This is a genomic window from Micromonospora sp. C28ISP2-4 (genome assembly GCF_030519385.1).
Taxonomy (GTDB): Bacteria; Actinomycetota; Actinomycetes; order Mycobacteriales; family Micromonosporaceae; genus Micromonospora; species Micromonospora tulbaghiae.
In genome coordinates, this window is record NZ_JAUMKG010000002.1 from 1 (window position 1) to 14,156 (window position 14,156).

At 69.3% G+C, this 14,156-nt stretch carries 16 protein-coding genes and 2 tRNA genes; 5 read left to right on the forward strand and 13 right to left on the reverse strand.

What is annotated here, in order from left to right:
• The first annotated feature begins 472 nt into the window (after window positions 1-472).
• On the forward strand, window positions 473-694 hold the full coding sequence (locus Q3W68_RS08700; protein ID WP_302904993.1) for a hypothetical protein: 222 nt from the start codon (window positions 473-475) through the stop codon (window positions 692-694).
• A gap of 6 nt (window positions 695-700) precedes the next feature.
• On the opposite strand, the gene Q3W68_RS08705 is transcribed toward Q3W68_RS08700, so the two are convergent.
• The gene (locus tag Q3W68_RS08705; protein WP_302904994.1) at window positions 701-1,498 is read right to left on the reverse strand and encodes a carbon-nitrogen hydrolase family protein; all 798 of its coding nucleotides are present in this window, start codon (window positions 1,496-1,498) and stop codon (window positions 701-703) included.
• Window positions 1,499-1,537: 39 nt separating this feature from the next.
• Entirely contained in the window at window positions 1,538-2,371 is an 834-nt protein-coding gene (locus tag Q3W68_RS08710) for a DMT family transporter (RefSeq protein ID WP_302904995.1), read from the reverse strand.
• Between the two features lie 41 nt (window positions 2,372-2,412).
• On the opposite strand from Q3W68_RS08710, the gene Q3W68_RS08715 reads away from it, so the two are divergent.
• Entirely contained in the window at window positions 2,413-3,036 is a 624-nt protein-coding gene (locus Q3W68_RS08715) for a helix-turn-helix domain-containing protein (protein ID WP_302904996.1), read from the forward strand.
• 25 nt (window positions 3,037-3,061) lie between these two features.
• On the opposite strand, the gene clpX is transcribed toward Q3W68_RS08715, so the two are convergent.
• From clpX to Q3W68_RS08740, 5 genes are all read right to left on the reverse strand, one after another.
• The gene (clpX, locus tag Q3W68_RS08720; RefSeq protein ID WP_013288033.1) at window positions 3,062-4,354 is read right to left on the reverse strand and encodes an ATP-dependent Clp protease ATP-binding subunit ClpX; all 1,293 of its coding nucleotides are present in this window, start codon (window positions 4,352-4,354) and stop codon (window positions 3,062-3,064) included.
• Between the two features lie 227 nt (window positions 4,355-4,581).
• Window positions 4,582-5,244 carry an ATP-dependent Clp protease proteolytic subunit gene (locus Q3W68_RS08725; RefSeq protein WP_013288034.1) on the reverse strand — a complete coding sequence of 221 codons (663 nt, stop codon included), beginning with the start codon at window positions 5,242-5,244 and terminating at the stop codon, window positions 4,582-4,584.
• Window positions 5,245-5,258: 14 nt separating this feature from the next.
• Window positions 5,259-5,900: an ATP-dependent Clp protease proteolytic subunit gene (locus Q3W68_RS08730; protein WP_013288035.1), complete on the reverse strand. Its 642-nt coding sequence runs from the start codon at window positions 5,898-5,900 to the stop codon at window positions 5,259-5,261.
• 175 nt (window positions 5,901-6,075) lie between these two features.
• On the reverse strand, window positions 6,076-7,422 hold the full coding sequence (tig, locus tag Q3W68_RS08735; RefSeq protein ID WP_302904997.1) for a trigger factor: 1,347 nt from the start codon (window positions 7,420-7,422) through the stop codon (window positions 6,076-6,078).
• A 149-nt stretch (window positions 7,423-7,571) separates the two neighbouring features.
• Window positions 7,572-7,645: transfer RNA gene (locus Q3W68_RS08740), tRNA-Pro, on the reverse strand.
• 265 nt (window positions 7,646-7,910) lie between these two features.
• On the opposite strand from Q3W68_RS08740, the gene Q3W68_RS08745 reads away from it, so the two are divergent.
• Window positions 7,911-7,981, forward strand: a tRNA-Gly gene (locus tag Q3W68_RS08745).
• Window positions 7,982-8,034: 53 nt separating this feature from the next.
• Here Q3W68_RS08745 and Q3W68_RS08750 read toward each other — a convergent pair.
• From Q3W68_RS08750 to Q3W68_RS08775, 6 genes are all read right to left on the reverse strand, one after another.
• The gene (locus tag Q3W68_RS08750; protein ID WP_302904998.1) at window positions 8,035-9,180 is read right to left on the reverse strand and encodes a site-specific integrase; all 1,146 of its coding nucleotides are present in this window, start codon (window positions 9,178-9,180) and stop codon (window positions 8,035-8,037) included.
• On the reverse strand, window positions 9,173-9,382 hold the full coding sequence (locus tag Q3W68_RS08755; protein ID WP_302904999.1) for a helix-turn-helix domain-containing protein: 210 nt from the start codon (window positions 9,380-9,382) through the stop codon (window positions 9,173-9,175). Before Q3W68_RS08755 ends, Q3W68_RS08750 begins: the two co-directional genes overlap by 8 nt.
• 65 nt (window positions 9,383-9,447) lie before the next feature.
• The gene (locus Q3W68_RS08760) at window positions 9,448-11,016 is read right to left on the reverse strand and encodes a replication initiator (RefSeq protein ID WP_302905000.1); all 1,569 of its coding nucleotides are present in this window, start codon (window positions 11,014-11,016) and stop codon (window positions 9,448-9,450) included.
• Window positions 11,006-11,302 carry a hypothetical protein gene (locus Q3W68_RS08765; RefSeq protein WP_151013681.1) on the reverse strand — a complete coding sequence of 99 codons (297 nt, stop codon included), beginning with the start codon at window positions 11,300-11,302 and terminating at the stop codon, window positions 11,006-11,008. Before Q3W68_RS08765 ends, Q3W68_RS08760 begins: the two co-directional genes overlap by 11 nt.
• Window positions 11,299-11,700 carry a hypothetical protein gene (locus Q3W68_RS08770; RefSeq protein ID WP_302905001.1) on the reverse strand — a complete coding sequence of 134 codons (402 nt, stop codon included), beginning with the start codon at window positions 11,698-11,700 and terminating at the stop codon, window positions 11,299-11,301. The genes Q3W68_RS08765 and Q3W68_RS08770 overlap by 4 nt, the downstream gene beginning before the upstream one ends.
• 7 nt (window positions 11,701-11,707) lie before the next feature.
• On the reverse strand, window positions 11,708-12,175 hold the full coding sequence (locus tag Q3W68_RS08775; protein WP_302905002.1) for an XRE family transcriptional regulator: 468 nt from the start codon (window positions 12,173-12,175) through the stop codon (window positions 11,708-11,710).
• 206 nt (window positions 12,176-12,381) lie between these two features.
• Between Q3W68_RS08775 and Q3W68_RS08780 the strand changes: the two genes are divergently transcribed.
• Both Q3W68_RS08780 and Q3W68_RS08785 read left to right on the forward strand, forming a co-directional pair.
• Window positions 12,382-13,224 (forward strand): sigma-70 family RNA polymerase sigma factor, encoded by an 843-nt coding sequence (locus Q3W68_RS08780; RefSeq protein WP_302905003.1) that lies wholly within the window; start codon window positions 12,382-12,384, stop codon window positions 13,222-13,224.
• A 59-nt stretch (window positions 13,225-13,283) separates the two neighbouring features.
• Window positions 13,284-14,030 (forward strand): protein phosphatase 2C domain-containing protein, encoded by a 747-nt coding sequence (locus Q3W68_RS08785; RefSeq protein ID WP_302905004.1) that lies wholly within the window; start codon window positions 13,284-13,286, stop codon window positions 14,028-14,030.
• The last annotated feature ends 126 nt before the right edge of the window (window positions 14,031-14,156 follow it).

Sequence of the window (14,156 nt, forward strand, 5' to 3'; positions counted from 1 at the left end):
GCATCAGCGGAACCCCCGTTTGGGGCAACCTCTCCAACCTACTCGGTCTCGCTTCCGTCGTCAACCTCGTGTCCGAGGTGATCAACTTGGTTCGACCAGACCCACGCTGACGCTCACCGTTTCCGGTGGTCGTTGCTGTCGTGGGTTTCGGCGGACCGGCCGGCGTCGCTCTCGCGACCACCCGCCCGGCTCCCTGCCGGCTTTCGAACTCTACCCGGTCGGCTTCGCGTTCGCAACTCCGTGTTCCGGAGTGTCGAGCACCGCCCGAGTCTCAGTCTGGCTCGGCGTCACCGCCACCAGCCTGGCGCCCGCTCTCGGCCGGTTTGCCCGGCCTCCCGCGTGCAGAGAGAAAGTTACGCGGCCCCGCCCCTGAGGGCAAATCAATGATCGTCATTGGGCGGGCGGGACGGTCCGCCAGAGGGCCACCGTCGAAGGGGGACGCCGGGAGCGGCGTCGTGTCAGAGTGGTCGGCATGGATGATCCGTCCCCGGTCCCGGCCGTAGCCGAGGACGCTCTGCTCGGCCTCCTGCTGCCGTTCTGGCAGTTGGTGATCGGGGCCGTCGTGCTCGCCGTACTGCTGCTGTCGGTCAGGCGCCTGGCCCGGCGCGGCCCCTCCCGGATGACGACCGCTCTCCTGGTCACTGCGGCGGCGATCGCCGGGATCGCCGCCCTGGGCCTGCTCTTCGGGGGCTGACCGCGGTCAGAGCCGGCGGTTGGCCAGGCTGGGCAGCTCCGCGCGGATCGTCCGCAGACGCTCCAGGTCGAGCTCGGTGACGGCCAGCCCCGGACCGTCGGCGACCTGGCTCAGCACCGTCCCCCACGGGTCGACCACCATGCTGCGCCCGAAGCAGGTCCGGCCCGGGTCGTGGTCGCCTGTCTGGCCCGCCGCCGCCACGAAGCACTGGTTCTCGATCGCCCGGGCCCGCAGCAGCACCTCCCAGTGGTCCCGCCCGGTGTGCATCATGAACGCCGCCGGCACCACGAGCAGTTCGGCGCCGCCGTCGGTCGCGAGCTGCCGGTACAACTCCGGGAACCGCAGGTCGTAACAGATGGACAGGCCCACCCGGAGGCCCTCGACGTCGACCACCACGGGCTTCTCGCCGGGTGCGACGGTCGCCGACTCCAGGTAGGAGACCCGGCCGGGGATCTCCACGTCGTACAGATGGATCTTCCGGTACGCGGCGGCGAGCGCGCCCTCACGGTCGAAGACCAGGGAGGTGTTCCAGGTGTGCGCCGGGTCCGGACCCGCCTCGTGGAACGAGCCGGCGATCACCCACATGCCCAGCCTGCGGGCGGTCTCCGCGAAGAACCGCCCCACCGTGCCGTCGACCGACTCGGCCGGCGGCATCCGGTCGGCGTGACCGAGGTAGTCGACGTACTCGGGAAGGAGGGCGAGATCCGCGCCGGCCGCCGCCGCCCTGATCAGCAGGGCCTCGGCGGCGGCGAGGTTCGCCGCCCGGTCGTCACGGGCGTTGAGCTGGCAGACGGCGACGCGCATGAGGAGAGGGTACGGGCGGAAGCAGGCGCGCAACAGGGCTCAGACGCTGGAGAGGACGAGCGCTGCCGCGGCGAAGCCGAGCCCCGCGACCTGTGCCGGCCGGAGGCGTTCCCGGTCGACGGCGAGCGCGAGCAGGACGGTGCTCGCCGGGTAGAGCGAGGCGATGGCGGCCACCACGCTCAGGTGCCCCCGGCCCGCCGCGGTGAGGAAGAGCGCGTTCGCGGCGGAGTCGAGCAGGCCCGCCGCCGCGGCCCAGCCGAGCACCCGCCGGCCCAGGCGCAGACGTGCGCCGGTGCGGACGGCGAGCGCGAGGCCGAATGCGATGGAGCTGACGCGTACCGCCAGGACCGGCCACATGCCGGCGGTCTCGTCGGCCTGGCCGAGCAGCGCGAAGAAGATGCCGAAGAGCAGCCCGGCGGCCAGTGCGGTGCCGAGCACGCGGCCGGAGACGCGGCGCGCCGCACCGCGCTCCCCCAGGCTGACCAGCCCGATGGCGACCACGGCGAGCCCGGCGCCGCCGAGCGCGACGGCGCCCGGGGAGTGCGCGACGACCAGGCCGGCGACGATCGGCACGATCGCCGCGGTGATCGCGGTGACCGGGGCGACGACGGCCATCACGCCGGTGGCGAGCGCGCGGTAGAGCAGCATGACGCCACCCGCGCCCGCCACACCGGCGAGCAGCCCCCACCCCAGGTCGAGCGCGCTCGGCGAGCCGGGCACCACGAGGACGAGGACGAGCAGCAGCGGAACGCTGAGGATCTGCGACACCACGGTCACGGCGATCGGGTCGGCACGACGGGACGCCTTGCCGCCGGCGAAGTCAGCGGTGCCGAAGGCGAGCGCGGACACGGCGGCGAGGACAATGGGGAGCACCCCGCAGTCGTACCACAATAGTGACCGTGAAGGACAGTGTGATGACCGACGCAAGCGGACGGGTCGGCGCGGTGACCTCCGCTGTCGCCCGCCAGGTACGTGAGCTACGCGCCGCCCGTGGCTGGTCGTTCGAGGAACTGGCCGGCCGGTCCGGGGTCAGCAAGGGCATGCTGGTGCAGATCGAGGGGGCCAGGACGAACCCCAGCATCGGCACGCTCTGCCGGGTCGCCGACGCGTTCGGCGTCAGCATCGCCCGGCTGCTGGAGCCCGCCGAGGAGAGCACCGTACGGGTCAGCGCGGCGGACGAGGCGCCGGTGCTGTGGCGCGGCCCGAACGGCGGCAAGGCGCGTCTGCTCAGCGGCCTCGGCGAACCCGACCTGGTCGAGCTGTGGGACTGGCGGATGGAACCCGGGGAGGCGTTGCAGTCCCCCGACCACGCCCACGGCACCCGGGAGATCCTGCACGTGCTCGACGGCGCCGCGACCGTCACAGTCGACGGCGTCGACCACGAGGTACGCGCCGGCGAAACTGTCGAGTTCCACGCCGACCGGGAACACGGCTACCGCGCGGCCGGCGACGGGCCGCTGCGTCTGATGATGGTGGTGGTCACCCCGTCGGGCGAATGGGACCGGCGGACCCGCTCACGCGGACCGCGCCCGAGCTGACCCGGGCGCGGTCGCGAACGGCGGTTCAGGCCGACTTCTCCTCGCGGTCCCGCCGGCGCCGGCCGGTGAACTCGCGGGGCACGATCGTCGGGTTGACGTTCTCCAGGACCACCTCGCGGGTGATCAGCACCCGGGCGGCGTCGGGGTTGCTCGGCACCTCGTACATCACGGAGAGGAGCACCTCCTCCATGATCGCCCGCAGGCCACGGGCGCCGGTGCCGCGGAGCATCGCCTGGTCGGCGATGGCCTCCAGTGCGGGCTGCTCAAACTCCAGCTCGACGCCGTCCAGCTCGAACAGGCGCTGGTACTGCCGGACCAGCGCGTTGCGCGGCTCGGTGAGGATCCGCACCAGCGCGGAGCGGTCGAGGCTGCGCACGTTGGTGATCACCGGCAGCCGGCCGATGAACTCGGGGATGAGCCCGAACTTCAACATGTCTTCCGGCATGACCTGGCTGAAGATGTCGTCGGTCGACCGCTCCGACACCGACCGGAGGCGGGCGCCGAAGCCGGTGCCGCCGGATCCCGTGCGGGCCTCGATGATCTGGTCGAGCCCGGCGAACGCGCCACCGCAGATGAACAGCACGTTCGTGGTGTCGATCTGGATGAACTCCTGGTGCGGGTGTTTGCGCCCACCCTGCGGCGGCACGTTGGCGACTGTGCCTTCCAGCATCTTCAGCAGCGCCTGCTGCACGCCCTCGCCGGAGACGTCGCGGGTGATCGACGGGTTCTCCGACTTGCGGGCGATCTTGTCGACCTCGTCGATGTAGATGATGCCGGTCTCGGCGCGCTTGATGTCGTAGTCGGCCGCCTGGATGAGCTTCAGCAGGATGTTCTCGACGTCCTCACCGACGTAGCCCGCCTCGGTGAGCGCGGTTGCGTCGGCGATGGCGAACGGGACGTTGAGCATCCGGGCGAGCGTCTGCGCCAGGTGCGTCTTGCCGCAGCCGGTCGGGCCGAGCAGCAGGATGTTGGACTTGGCCAGCTCGACGCCGTCGGTGCCGGAGCCCGGCGCGCCAGCGGCCTCGGCCTGGATCCGCTTGTAGTGGTTGTAGACCGCGACGGCGAGCGCCTTCTTGGCCTGCTCCTGACCGACGACGTAGTTGTCGAGGAACTGGCAGATCTCCATCGGCTTGGGAAGCTCTTCCCACTTCACCTCGCCGGACTCGGCCAGCTCCTCTTCGATGATCTCGTTGCAGAGATCGATGCACTCGTCGCAGATGTAGACACCAGGGCCCGCGATGAGCTTCTTGACCTGCTTCTGCGACTTGCCGCAGAAGGAGCACTTCAGTAGGTCGCCGCCGTCACCGATCCGTGCCACCTACGTTCTCCCTGCACTCGTCGGCCGGAACGCCGGCCCTGACCTGCGGGCGCCGGGGCGCCCGTCCGTCCTGTCGTCCCACCATGCTGTCGGCTCCACCTGATCCGACCGGCGGAGCGGTACAGACCCGACGTTACCCGGTGGCCGGGTTTTCTCCGACCCCCAAAACGGGTGTGTCAGAGGTCGACCGGGAACGATACCCCGACCGACCTCCGACCACACGTTGCTCAGCCCGCGGCGTGCGACGCCAGCAGACCCTTCTTGCGGCTGGTCAGGATCGTGTCGACCAGCCCGTACTCCTTGGACTCCTCGGCCGTCATGATCTTGTCACGGTCGATGTCCTTGCGAACCTGCTCGATCGGGCGGTTGCAGTGCCTGGAGAGCATGTCCTCCAGCTGGGTCCGCATCCGCAGGATCTCCCGCGCCTGGATCTCGATGTCCGAGCCCTGACCGTAGCCACCCTCGGTGGCCGGCTGGTGGATGATGATCCGGGAGTTCGGCAGCGCCATCCGCTTACCAGGGGTGCCCGCGGAGAGCAGCACCGCCGCCGCGCTGGCCGCCTGCCCGAGGCAGACGGTCTGGATGTCCGGGCGGACGTACTGCATGGTGTCGTAGATCGCCGTCATGGCGGTGAAGGAGCCACCGGGCGAGTTGATGTACATGATGATGTCGCGGTCCGGGTCGGTGCCCTCCAGCGTCAGCAGCTGGGCCATCACGTCGTTGGCCGACGCGTCGTCCACCTGGACGCCGAGGAAGATGATCCGGTCCTCGAAGAGCTTGTTGTACGGGTTGGACTCCTTCATCCCGTACGACGTGCGCTCGACGAACGACGGCAGGACGTAACGGTTGTGCACGGCCGCGAACTGGGGCGGCAGGCTCAGGTCGGTCATCGTCAGCTCCTCGGTCAGCTCAGGGTCCCGGCGCCATCCGGAACCTGCGCGGCCCCGATGATCACCTTGTCGATGAAGCCGTAGTCCATGGCCTCCTGGGCGGTGAACCAGCGGTCACGGTCCGAATCCGCCTCGATCTGCGCCTGGGACTGGCCGGTGTGGAACGCGACCCGCTCCTGGAACATCCGCTTGGTGTAGAGCATCTGCTCGGCCTGGATCGCGATGTCCGACGCGGTGCCGCCGAGGCCACCCGAGGGCTGGTGCATCATGATCCGCGCGTGCGGCAGGGCGTAGCGCTTGCCCTTGGTGCCCGCGCAGAGCAGCAGCTGGCCCATGGAGGCCGCCATGCCCATCGCCACGGTCGAGACGTCGTTGTCGATGTACTGCATCGTGTCGTAGATCGCCATGCCGGAGTAGACCGAGCCACCCGGCGAGTTGATCCAGAGGAAGATGTCGCGGTCCGGGTCCTCCGCAGCGAGCAGCAGGAGCTGCGCGCAGATGCGGTTGGCCACCTGGTCGTTCACCTCACTGCCCAGGAAGATGATCCGTTCCTTGAGCAACCGGTTGTAGACCGAGTCGTCGAGGTTGCCAATGGAGTCGCCACCGCGGGCCTCGTTCACCCGGAGCGACTTCTTGGGGATGTGCATGTCGGTCATGGCAGCCCTTCGCTCTCCGTACCGTCCTACCCGACACTAACCGCTCAGCCGGGAGGCGTACTCCCGGTCGGGGCACTGTTCGCTCTCAGCGCAGTCACCCGCACGGCGTACCCCGGAAAGGGTTTCGGCCGCCTCCCGGCGCGCAGCGCGGGACGGCGGCCGACACCCCCGATGATCAGTGCTGGTGGTCGTGCTCGGCCTCGTTCTGGGCCCGCAGCGCGTCGAGGGAGACCTCGTTGCCCGCCGAGTCCTTGATCTTGATCTTCTCCATCACCGCGGCGAGCGCCTTGCCCCGGCGGACGTCACCGAAGACGGCCGCGGCGGCGCCGGAGCGGACCAGCTGGTCGTAGTACTGCTGCGGGGCCATGCCGGCGCGCTGCGCGCGGTGCACGATCTCGTGACCGAACTCGTCGTCGGAGACCTGCACGTCCTCGGCGTCGGCCAGGGTGTCCAGCAGGAGCTGGATCTTGACGCCGTCGGTCGCCGCCTCGGTCAGCTCGGCGTCGATCTGCTCCTCGGTCTTCTCCTCCGCCGCGAGGTATTCCTCCAGGGAGGCGCCGATGCGCTCGAGCTGGTCGACCATCGCGGCCTTGCGGCTCTCGACCTCCTCCTTGACGACGCCCTCGGGCGCCGGCACCTCGGCGGCGGCCACCATCTGCTCCAGGGCCTTGTCGCGGGCGGCGTAGATCTGCTCGACCTGCTTGCCCCGGGTGACCCGCTCCCGCAGGTCGCCGCGCAGCTCGTCGATGGTGTCGAACTCGCTGGCCATCTGCGCGAAGTCGTCGTTGAGCTCGGGGAGCTCCTTCTCCTTGACCGTGCGGACGGTCACCGCCACGTCGGCGTCGCGGCCGGCGAAGTCGCCACCGACGAGCTGCGTGGTGAAGGTGGTGCTGTCGCCGGCGGCCAGGCCGACCAGCGCCTCGTCCAGACCCGGCAGGAGCTGCTTGCTGCCCACCTCGTGCGAGATGTTGCTCGCCGAACCGCCCGGGACCTCCTCGCCGTCGACCGTGGCGTTCAGGTCGATCTGCACGAAGTCGCCCTCCTGGGCGGCCCGCTCGACGGTCTTCAGCGTGGCGAAGCGCTCACGCAGGCTGTTGATCTGCTCGTCGATCTCGCTGTCGGCGATCTCGATCTCGTCGACGGTCACCTCGATGGTGGCCGGGTCCGGCAGGGTGATCTCCGGCCGGACGTCCACCTCGGCGGTGAAGTTGAGCGAGTCACCGTCGTTGAACTCCGTGATGTCGACCTCGGGACGGCCGAGCGTCTTCAGGTCGTGCTCCCGGACCGCAGCCAGGATGTTCTGCGGGATGGCCTCCTGGATCGCCTCGTTGAGGACGGTCCCCCGGCCCACCCGCTGGTCGATCACCGCGCTGGGAACCTTGCCCCGGCGGAAGCCGGGAACCTGGACCTGCTGGCCGATCTCCCGGTACGCCTTCTTGAGGCTCGGCTCGAGCTCGACGAACGGCACCTCGATGGCGAGCCGCACGCGCGTCGGGCTCAGAGTCTCGACGGTGCTCTTCACAGGCGTACTCCTTGACGGATCTGGGTGTTGAGTCTGGGGCGTGATTGCGCGCATCGAGTGTAGGCGAGCCGGCCGACGGCATCGGCAGGGCCCGGGCACCGCGCGGAAAAAACCGGCGGTTCCCGGGACGATCCGGTCGCGAACGACAGTCGGGGTGGCGGGATTTGAACCCACGGCCCCTCGCTCCCAAAGCGAGTGCGCTACCAAGCTGCGCCACACCCCGGTGGCGACGAAGAGTGTATGCCGTCCGGCCCTCCGTGGGGGTGACCGGGGCGCGGCGTGCGGTGTGGCGGGCGGCGCCGGACGCCGTCGGGCGGGCGCGGCGGGCGCCACTTCGGGGAAGTGGCTGGATCCGGGGGCGCAGGAAGGCGCCACCTCGCCGAAGTGGTGTGGATCTTGACGGCCGGCGGCGTGCGCGGGGTACACGCTGCACGGCGGCGGGGGTGATTCGGTACGCTGTCGGCGCGCCCTGCTGTGGTGGGGCGCTCGCGGGCGTAGCTCAATGGCAGAGCTTCAGTCTTCCAAACTGACGGTGCGGGTTCGATTCCCGTCGCCCGCTCAGCGATGGTGGCCCAGGTCAGAGGCGAATTCCGACCTGGGCCGCATCCATACTTATCCCTTGCCCTTGCGGACGTGCCCGCTACGTGTCCGATCACGTTCCTTGGCGATGCTGGCGCTGAGCGCTCCCGCGATGGACTTGTCACGCTCGGCCGTCGCGTGCTGGTAGATCATCGCGGCCCGGGTCGAGCCGTGTCCCATGCGCGCCATCAGGTCAGCCAGGCTGGCACCAGTGCCAGCGGCGAGAGTGTTGCCGGTGTGGCGCAGATCGTGAAAGTGGAAGCCGGGAAGACCGGCGGCAGCCACCGAGGCGGACCAGCCGGCCGCCTTCTGGAAGTTGGAGCGGCGCAAGGCAGCGCCCTTCGCGCCGGTGAATACCAAGGCGTCAGCGTCGTCGGCGGTGAAGTCACGCAGGTGACACCGAAGGTCCGGGCGGATAGCCGCCGGGATGGTGACGGCACGGCGACCAGCAGCCGACTTGGGCGGGCCGAAGATCATGCGTCCGTCAGACATCTCGACCAGGGTCGCGCGGACCGTAACGGTCTGGCAGCGCGGGTCGAGGTCAGTGCGGCGTAGCGCCGCGAGTTCGCCGTAGCGGAGGCTCGTGAAGGCGGCCAGCAGCACCAAGGCACGGAAGCGTGCGGGTACCCGGCTGGCGATGTCGAGGACCTGGGCGATGGTCGCCACGGGTCGCTCGGGCGTGTGGTGCTCGCCCGCTCCCTTGATGCGGCAAGGGTTGCGGCGAATCAGCTCATCGTCAACGGCGGTGGAAAGCACCGCGTGCAGCAGTCGGTACGCCTTGGCAGTCATAGTGGCGGTTGCGCCAGCCGCGACAAGTTCGGCGTACCAGGCCCGGACCCGGCCAGGCGTGAGGTCACTGAGCAGAACCGCGCTCAGGGTCGGTTCGATGTACTTACGCGAGAGCCACCGATAGAGGTCGACAGTCCGTGGCCGCAGGTTCGGCCGATGGTCGATCCAGGTGGTCACATACTTCCCCAGCTCGACCCGCCCCCGGTTCGGGTCATGCCAGGTGCCCTTGAGAATGTCGGCTTCCACAGCGGTGAGCCACCGGTCGGCGTCGGTCTTGCGGGCGAAGGTGTGTGGTGCTGGCCGGTCGATGCCGTCCGGGCCGGGGTAGCGGGCCTGGTACCGGCCGGACGGGAGTTTGCGGATACGGCCGAAGCGGCGCTTGCTAGCCATAGACGTGTTCTCCCTTCCGGTAGTGCAGGACGGGCCGGATGGCGTCAATGCGTCCTTGACGGATGTAGTCGGCGATGTCGTCGGGGTGGAACCGGACGTACTTGCCGACCTTGTAGAAGCGGATGCGGCGTTCAGCGACGATGCGGCGCACGAAGCGGACTCCGGTGCCGAGGCGCTTGGCGGCTTGTTCGACGGTGAGCATGTCGACGTTGCGGGGTTCGTTCAGCGCGGTACTCCTTTCGTGAGGGTGGTCAGGGTCGTGCAGTTTCAGGCGGCAGCGGTGATCTCCTCTCGTGCGATCTCGTGTCGCTCTCTGGCCATGGCGGCGGCGGTGTTGGCCAGGAGGGCGTCTCCGGTGGTGCGCCAGCCGGAACCGGCGTAGGTGAGCAACCCGACGATCAGTGTGGTGTCCTCGTCGTCGGGTTGGTCGGCGTGTTCGTGGCCGCCATCGGTGCGTCGCCAGATGGTGCGGGCGTCGCGCAGGATGCGGAAGGTGACCGAGTAGCGGCGGCTTTTGGTGAGGAAGTGGCCGCCGAAGCCGAGCATGTGCGCCCACCGTCGGAGTTGTTGCCAGTCGCCGTGGCGGCCAAGGGTCCAGCAGGCGTCGATGAGCCGTTCCGGGTGGGTGCCGTGCTCGTCGGCGTAGAGGTCGACGACCTCGCCGTCGAGACGGCGGGAGACGTGCCCGGTGGCCTCGGTGGACTTGGTGGCGTACTTGGCGAGGTAACCGGCTGCTTTGCCGTCGGTGATCTCACCGTCGGCGGTGATCGCGCGTACGTCGATGCCCTTGTCCGGGTCGCCCCAGGTGATGTGCCAGCCTTCGGGCCGGTTGGGGTGGGGGCGGGTGGTGAAGGCGACGGTGGCGGCAGCGTGTTCGATGGCGGCGACCAGGTCGTCAACGCCGAGGCCGACCGGGGCGACGATGGTGTCCGGGTCGCCGGTGACGCCGTCGAGGCGGACGATGGCGTGGTAGTGGACCACGGCGCGGCGTTGCATCTCCGCGACCTTCCCGAACGACGGCTTCACCGGCGTCACCCGGCGGACCTTCCCGCTGGAGGTGGTCTGGACGACCGGGGGCAGGCCGAGCTGACGGGCGCGGCCGTGCAGGTGGCGGGTGACGGCGATGGTGGTGCGGCGCCACAACTCCGGCGCGGCATGGTTCCACACCACTTGGGCGTCGTAGTCGTAGCAGTCCAGGCACAACGGCTGTCCCAGCCGGGCATCGTCTGCCTCGTGTCTGGCCCAGCACACCGTCTGCTGCCCGTGTTCACAGGGCCGGGCGGTGGGGTCGGTGGCGCGGCGGGGGTGGCAGGGTTCGGCGCGGCAGTCGCAGCGGCGGCGGCCGGCGCAGGTGTGGCGCTTCACGATCCGGGTGTGCACGGTGCCGAACGACGGGGCCGTCAGGGTGACGAACACCGCCGGATGCGAGGCCACCGAGGCGGGGATGCCTTTGCCGCCCGTGAGCCCGGCGCGGAGGAGTTGGTAGGCGTCGCGTTGGTAGGTGCGGGCGCAGGACGGGCAGACCGCGTGGCGGCGGTTGCCGCACGGCTTGTAGATCTCCCCATCCGGCAAGTCAGCGGTCGACATCGAGCCCAGGAGTTGGCCGGTGGCCCGGTCGATGGTGGCGACCTCACCGGCCAGGCGGATCGGGTGGGAGCAGCCCGCGGCGGCCGTCACGTGGTCGAGCCAGCCGAAGTAGCCGGGGGTGGTGGCCCGGTGGAACGCGGACTCGTCGCGGCCGGTGAACGAGCCCGCCGAGCCGGTGGTGGGGGTGGGCCGAAGCCCCGGACCAAGACGAGCCTGGTCCGGGACAACGGCGATCAGGTCAGCGGCCACGGGTGCGGGCCGCCTTCATCGGTAGGTGGGTGATGTGGCCGGTGGCGAACGGGTTGGGTCCGTCGAAGATCCGGCCGAGCAGGGACGCCACAGCAGCGGGCAGGTCGGCCCGGTGGTGTTCCCACAGGTAGATGTCGCGGACGAGTTGGTAGGTCTTCGGCAGCTCGATCCCGTCACGGGCGGCGAGGATCTTCATGCGGCCGATGAGCTGGACGGGTTCCCAACCCCGGGCAAGCCGGGGTTGACGCCAGCGATACGAGGCCGGGGCGGCGGGGGTGGTGGTCATGCCGTCACCTCGCCTCGGCGGATGGCCGCCAGGAGTCGGCAGGCGAGGTTGACCGCCGTTTGTTCGTTTCGGTCGGAGCCCCAGATCCGGCGGGTGGTGGCGAGTTCGGCGCGGACGTCGGCCGAACGGTCGTAGCGGGTCTTGTCGCAGTAGGCGACGTTGGCCGCCCGCGATTCGGCGTCGAGCCGGTACACACCGGCCAGGCCGAGCCGGGCGATACCGGCAACCGCGAGGGCCTTGAGTTGGTCGGCGGTCAGAGCGTGTGCCTTGGCCGGGATACCGGCGGCGTGGATAGCCACGGCGAGTTCACCGTTGGTCAAGCCGTCCAGGCGGACGACAGCAGCCGACGCTCGGCGAGGCTGCGGGGACATGAGCGGACGGACCGGCGTGATGGTCATCGCGGCCTCACCACAACTCTGCGGTGTAGTCAGCCTCGACCACGGCCCAGCCGGGCAGGCCAAACAGCCGGCCCAGCAGCTCCTCGTAGAACGCAGATGCCGTGACGGTGCCGCTCTCCCAGCGGCACAGGTTGCGCTTGAAGGTGGGCCACTCCGGCAGCCGCACGCCATCCTTGGCGGCGACCCTGCACAGACGGCGGAACACCTCCTGCTGCGACCAGCCCCGAGACTGACGCAGCTTCTTCCACGGCCAGGTGAACTGACGGGTAGCAGGAGCGGTGGTGGCGTTCGTGGTGAGCACGGACAAGGCATCCAGCAACGCGGTGCGATCAAGCACCGCAGGCAGGTTCAGCGCCTCCCCAGGGGCCAGCGCGTCCCGAAGCGTCGCCAACGCAGACAGCAGGCGAGCATCAGACAACGCCGAAGAATGACCCGAGGCGCAGACAGCAGGGTGAACGGTAGGCTGGACAGGCATCGTGATTCCTTTCGCAGAGGGCCGATGCACCGGGCCTCGACGGGCCGCAATCCCGTCGGGGCCTTTTTCGTTGCGCTCCCCGTATCCTCTGTAAAGGGGGGTTGCGCATCGATGTGTGCTGAGGTTACGCAAGCCCCCTTGCTGGGGTCAAGCCCTGTTCTGCGATAAGGTGCGTTGGACGTCTAGCGCACCTTCAGGGGGAGGCCGTGGAGATCGCGCCACAGGGCTTGGCCGAGATCGAAGACCCGGGAGAACGGGCACGTAAGGCCAGTGACCTCATCGATGAGCACCAAGCGGCCGTCAACGAGCTGTCCCGGCTACGTCGCGAGGCACTTGACGACATGGTGTCTCAGGGCATGACCCAGGCGCAGATCGCTCAGGTGATCGGGATGACCCGCGCCCGAGTAGGCCAGCTCCTGTCGTCCGGGCCTAGGCCAGAACGAGCGATGTTGGGCACGGGTGCGCTGACCGTTGCCGTCGGCGGCAAGTTCGAGGCAGGCAAGAAGGACCCGTACGCGGTTGTCTCGGCGGAAATGCTCGCCGCGTACGAGAAGCTGTCCAACCTCGCCCGAGGGCTCGGCTTGAAGACCGAGTACGAGGTGGTCCCGCCGCCGGGCATGGTCGACCTCAACCGAACCAACCTCGTCGTCGTCGGCAGCCCTCGCATCCTGCCTTTCGTCGGGCAGGTGCTCGCCTCTGATGCCAAGCTGGGCTTCGGCAAGGATGACGCGGGTCTGTACCTGGTAAACCACCAGACGGGCGAGGAGTTCCGCTCCCCGTCGGACAGCGGCAAGCCGATCGACTACGGGTACATCGGCCGGCTACCCCGCCCGGATGGACGAGGAACGTTCCTGTACCTCGCCGGTATCCACGCCATGGGCACCCTGGGTGTCGCGCAGTACCTCGAAGACCACCTCGACGAGCTGTACCGCGAGGTCAAGAACCGGCGGTTCTCGCTGCTGGTGTCATGCGCCTACGACGCCGCTAAGCGCACGATCAAGAAGGTTGAGGCGCTGACGCCGATCTACCGCAGCGAGGGCGTGGCCTGATGCGCGTCGCAACCGCTACTGAGGCTGGCAACCCGACCTCCCCCAACGAGGATTGGGCCATGGCAAGCGAAAGCCTGATCGTGGTCCTCGACGGCGCTACCGCTCGCACCGGCACCGGCTGCATCCATGGCATCGCCTGGTACGCCGCCAAGCTCGGCTCGGCCCTCGCCGGACTGGCCGCCGACCGTGACTCGGAGCTGGCGAACGCGCTCATGTACGGCATCCGGTTCACCGCCGACCAGCACCGCGAAACCTGCGACCTCAGCCACCCTGGTACCCCGTCGGCAGCCACAGCGATGCTGAGACTCAGAGACACCGCGCTGGAATACCTCGTGCTCGGCGACGTCACCGTCCTCATCGACACGGCAGACGGCATCCAGGTCATCACCGACGACCGGGTGGACAAGACCGCCAGAGCCGAACGCGAGGAGGCCGACCGGCACCCGTTCGGGTCAGCCGAGAAGCAGGCAGCGCTACTGCGGATGAAGCACGCCGAGCTGGCTGCTCGCAACCAACCCGGCGGCTACTGGGTAGCAGCCGCAGATCCGTTCGCCGCTCAGCACGCCATCACCGGAGAGATCCCACTCGACAACGTGCGGCGGGTCGCGGTGCTCACCGACGGAGCCGCCCGCCTGGTCGCCCTGTTCGGGCTGCTTGACTGGCCCGACGTGCTTGACGTCCTGGAGCAGAACGGTCCCACGGAGCTGATCCGCCGAGTACGCGCCATTGAGGGCGCCGACCCCTCTTGCATGAAGTGGGCACGCAACAAGCGCAGCGACGACGCCACCGCTGTCTACGCAGCCTGAGCAGCGCTTTCGCACCCGAACCGGCCGACTGCCCGGCGATCGGTGAGAACTTTCTGTACGTCTTCAAGGCGGCCCGCAACGGGCCGCACGCACCGCCGCCAAGGCGCGCGGCCTGCACTGCGCTGC

Bases quoted from the DNA above. Each gene is read 5' to 3' on its own strand.
- Q3W68_RS08700 (WP_302904993.1), top strand. From the start codon at position 473: ATGGATGATCCGTCCCCGGTCCCGGCCGTAGCCGAGGACGCTCTGCTC.
- Q3W68_RS08705 (WP_302904994.1), bottom strand. From the start codon at position 1,498: ATGCGCGTCGCCGTCTGCCAGCTCAACGCCCGTGACGACCGGGCGGCG.
- Q3W68_RS08715 (WP_302904996.1), top strand. From the start codon at position 2,413: ATGACCGACGCAAGCGGACGGGTCGGCGCGGTGACCTCCGCTGTCGCC.
- Q3W68_RS08725 (WP_013288034.1), bottom strand. From the start codon at position 5,244: ATGACCGACCTGAGCCTGCCGCCCCAGTTCGCGGCCGTGCACAACCGT.
- Q3W68_RS08730 (WP_013288035.1), bottom strand. From the start codon at position 5,900: ATGACCGACATGCACATCCCCAAGAAGTCGCTCCGGGTGAACGAGGCC.
- Q3W68_RS08750 (WP_302904998.1), bottom strand. From the start codon at position 9,180: ATGGCTAGCAAGCGCCGCTTCGGCCGTATCCGCAAACTCCCGTCCGGC.
- Q3W68_RS08755 (WP_302904999.1), bottom strand. From the start codon at position 9,382: ATGCTCACCGTCGAACAAGCCGCCAAGCGCCTCGGCACCGGAGTCCGC.
- Q3W68_RS08765 (WP_151013681.1), bottom strand. From the start codon at position 11,302: ATGACCACCACCCCCGCCGCCCCGGCCTCGTATCGCTGGCGTCAACCC.
- Q3W68_RS08770 (WP_302905001.1), bottom strand. From the start codon at position 11,700: ATGACCATCACGCCGGTCCGTCCGCTCATGTCCCCGCAGCCTCGCCGA.
- Q3W68_RS08775 (WP_302905002.1), bottom strand. From the start codon at position 12,175: ATGCCTGTCCAGCCTACCGTTCACCCTGCTGTCTGCGCCTCGGGTCAT.
- Q3W68_RS08785 (WP_302905004.1), top strand. From the start codon at position 13,284: ATGGCAAGCGAAAGCCTGATCGTGGTCCTCGACGGCGCTACCGCTCGC.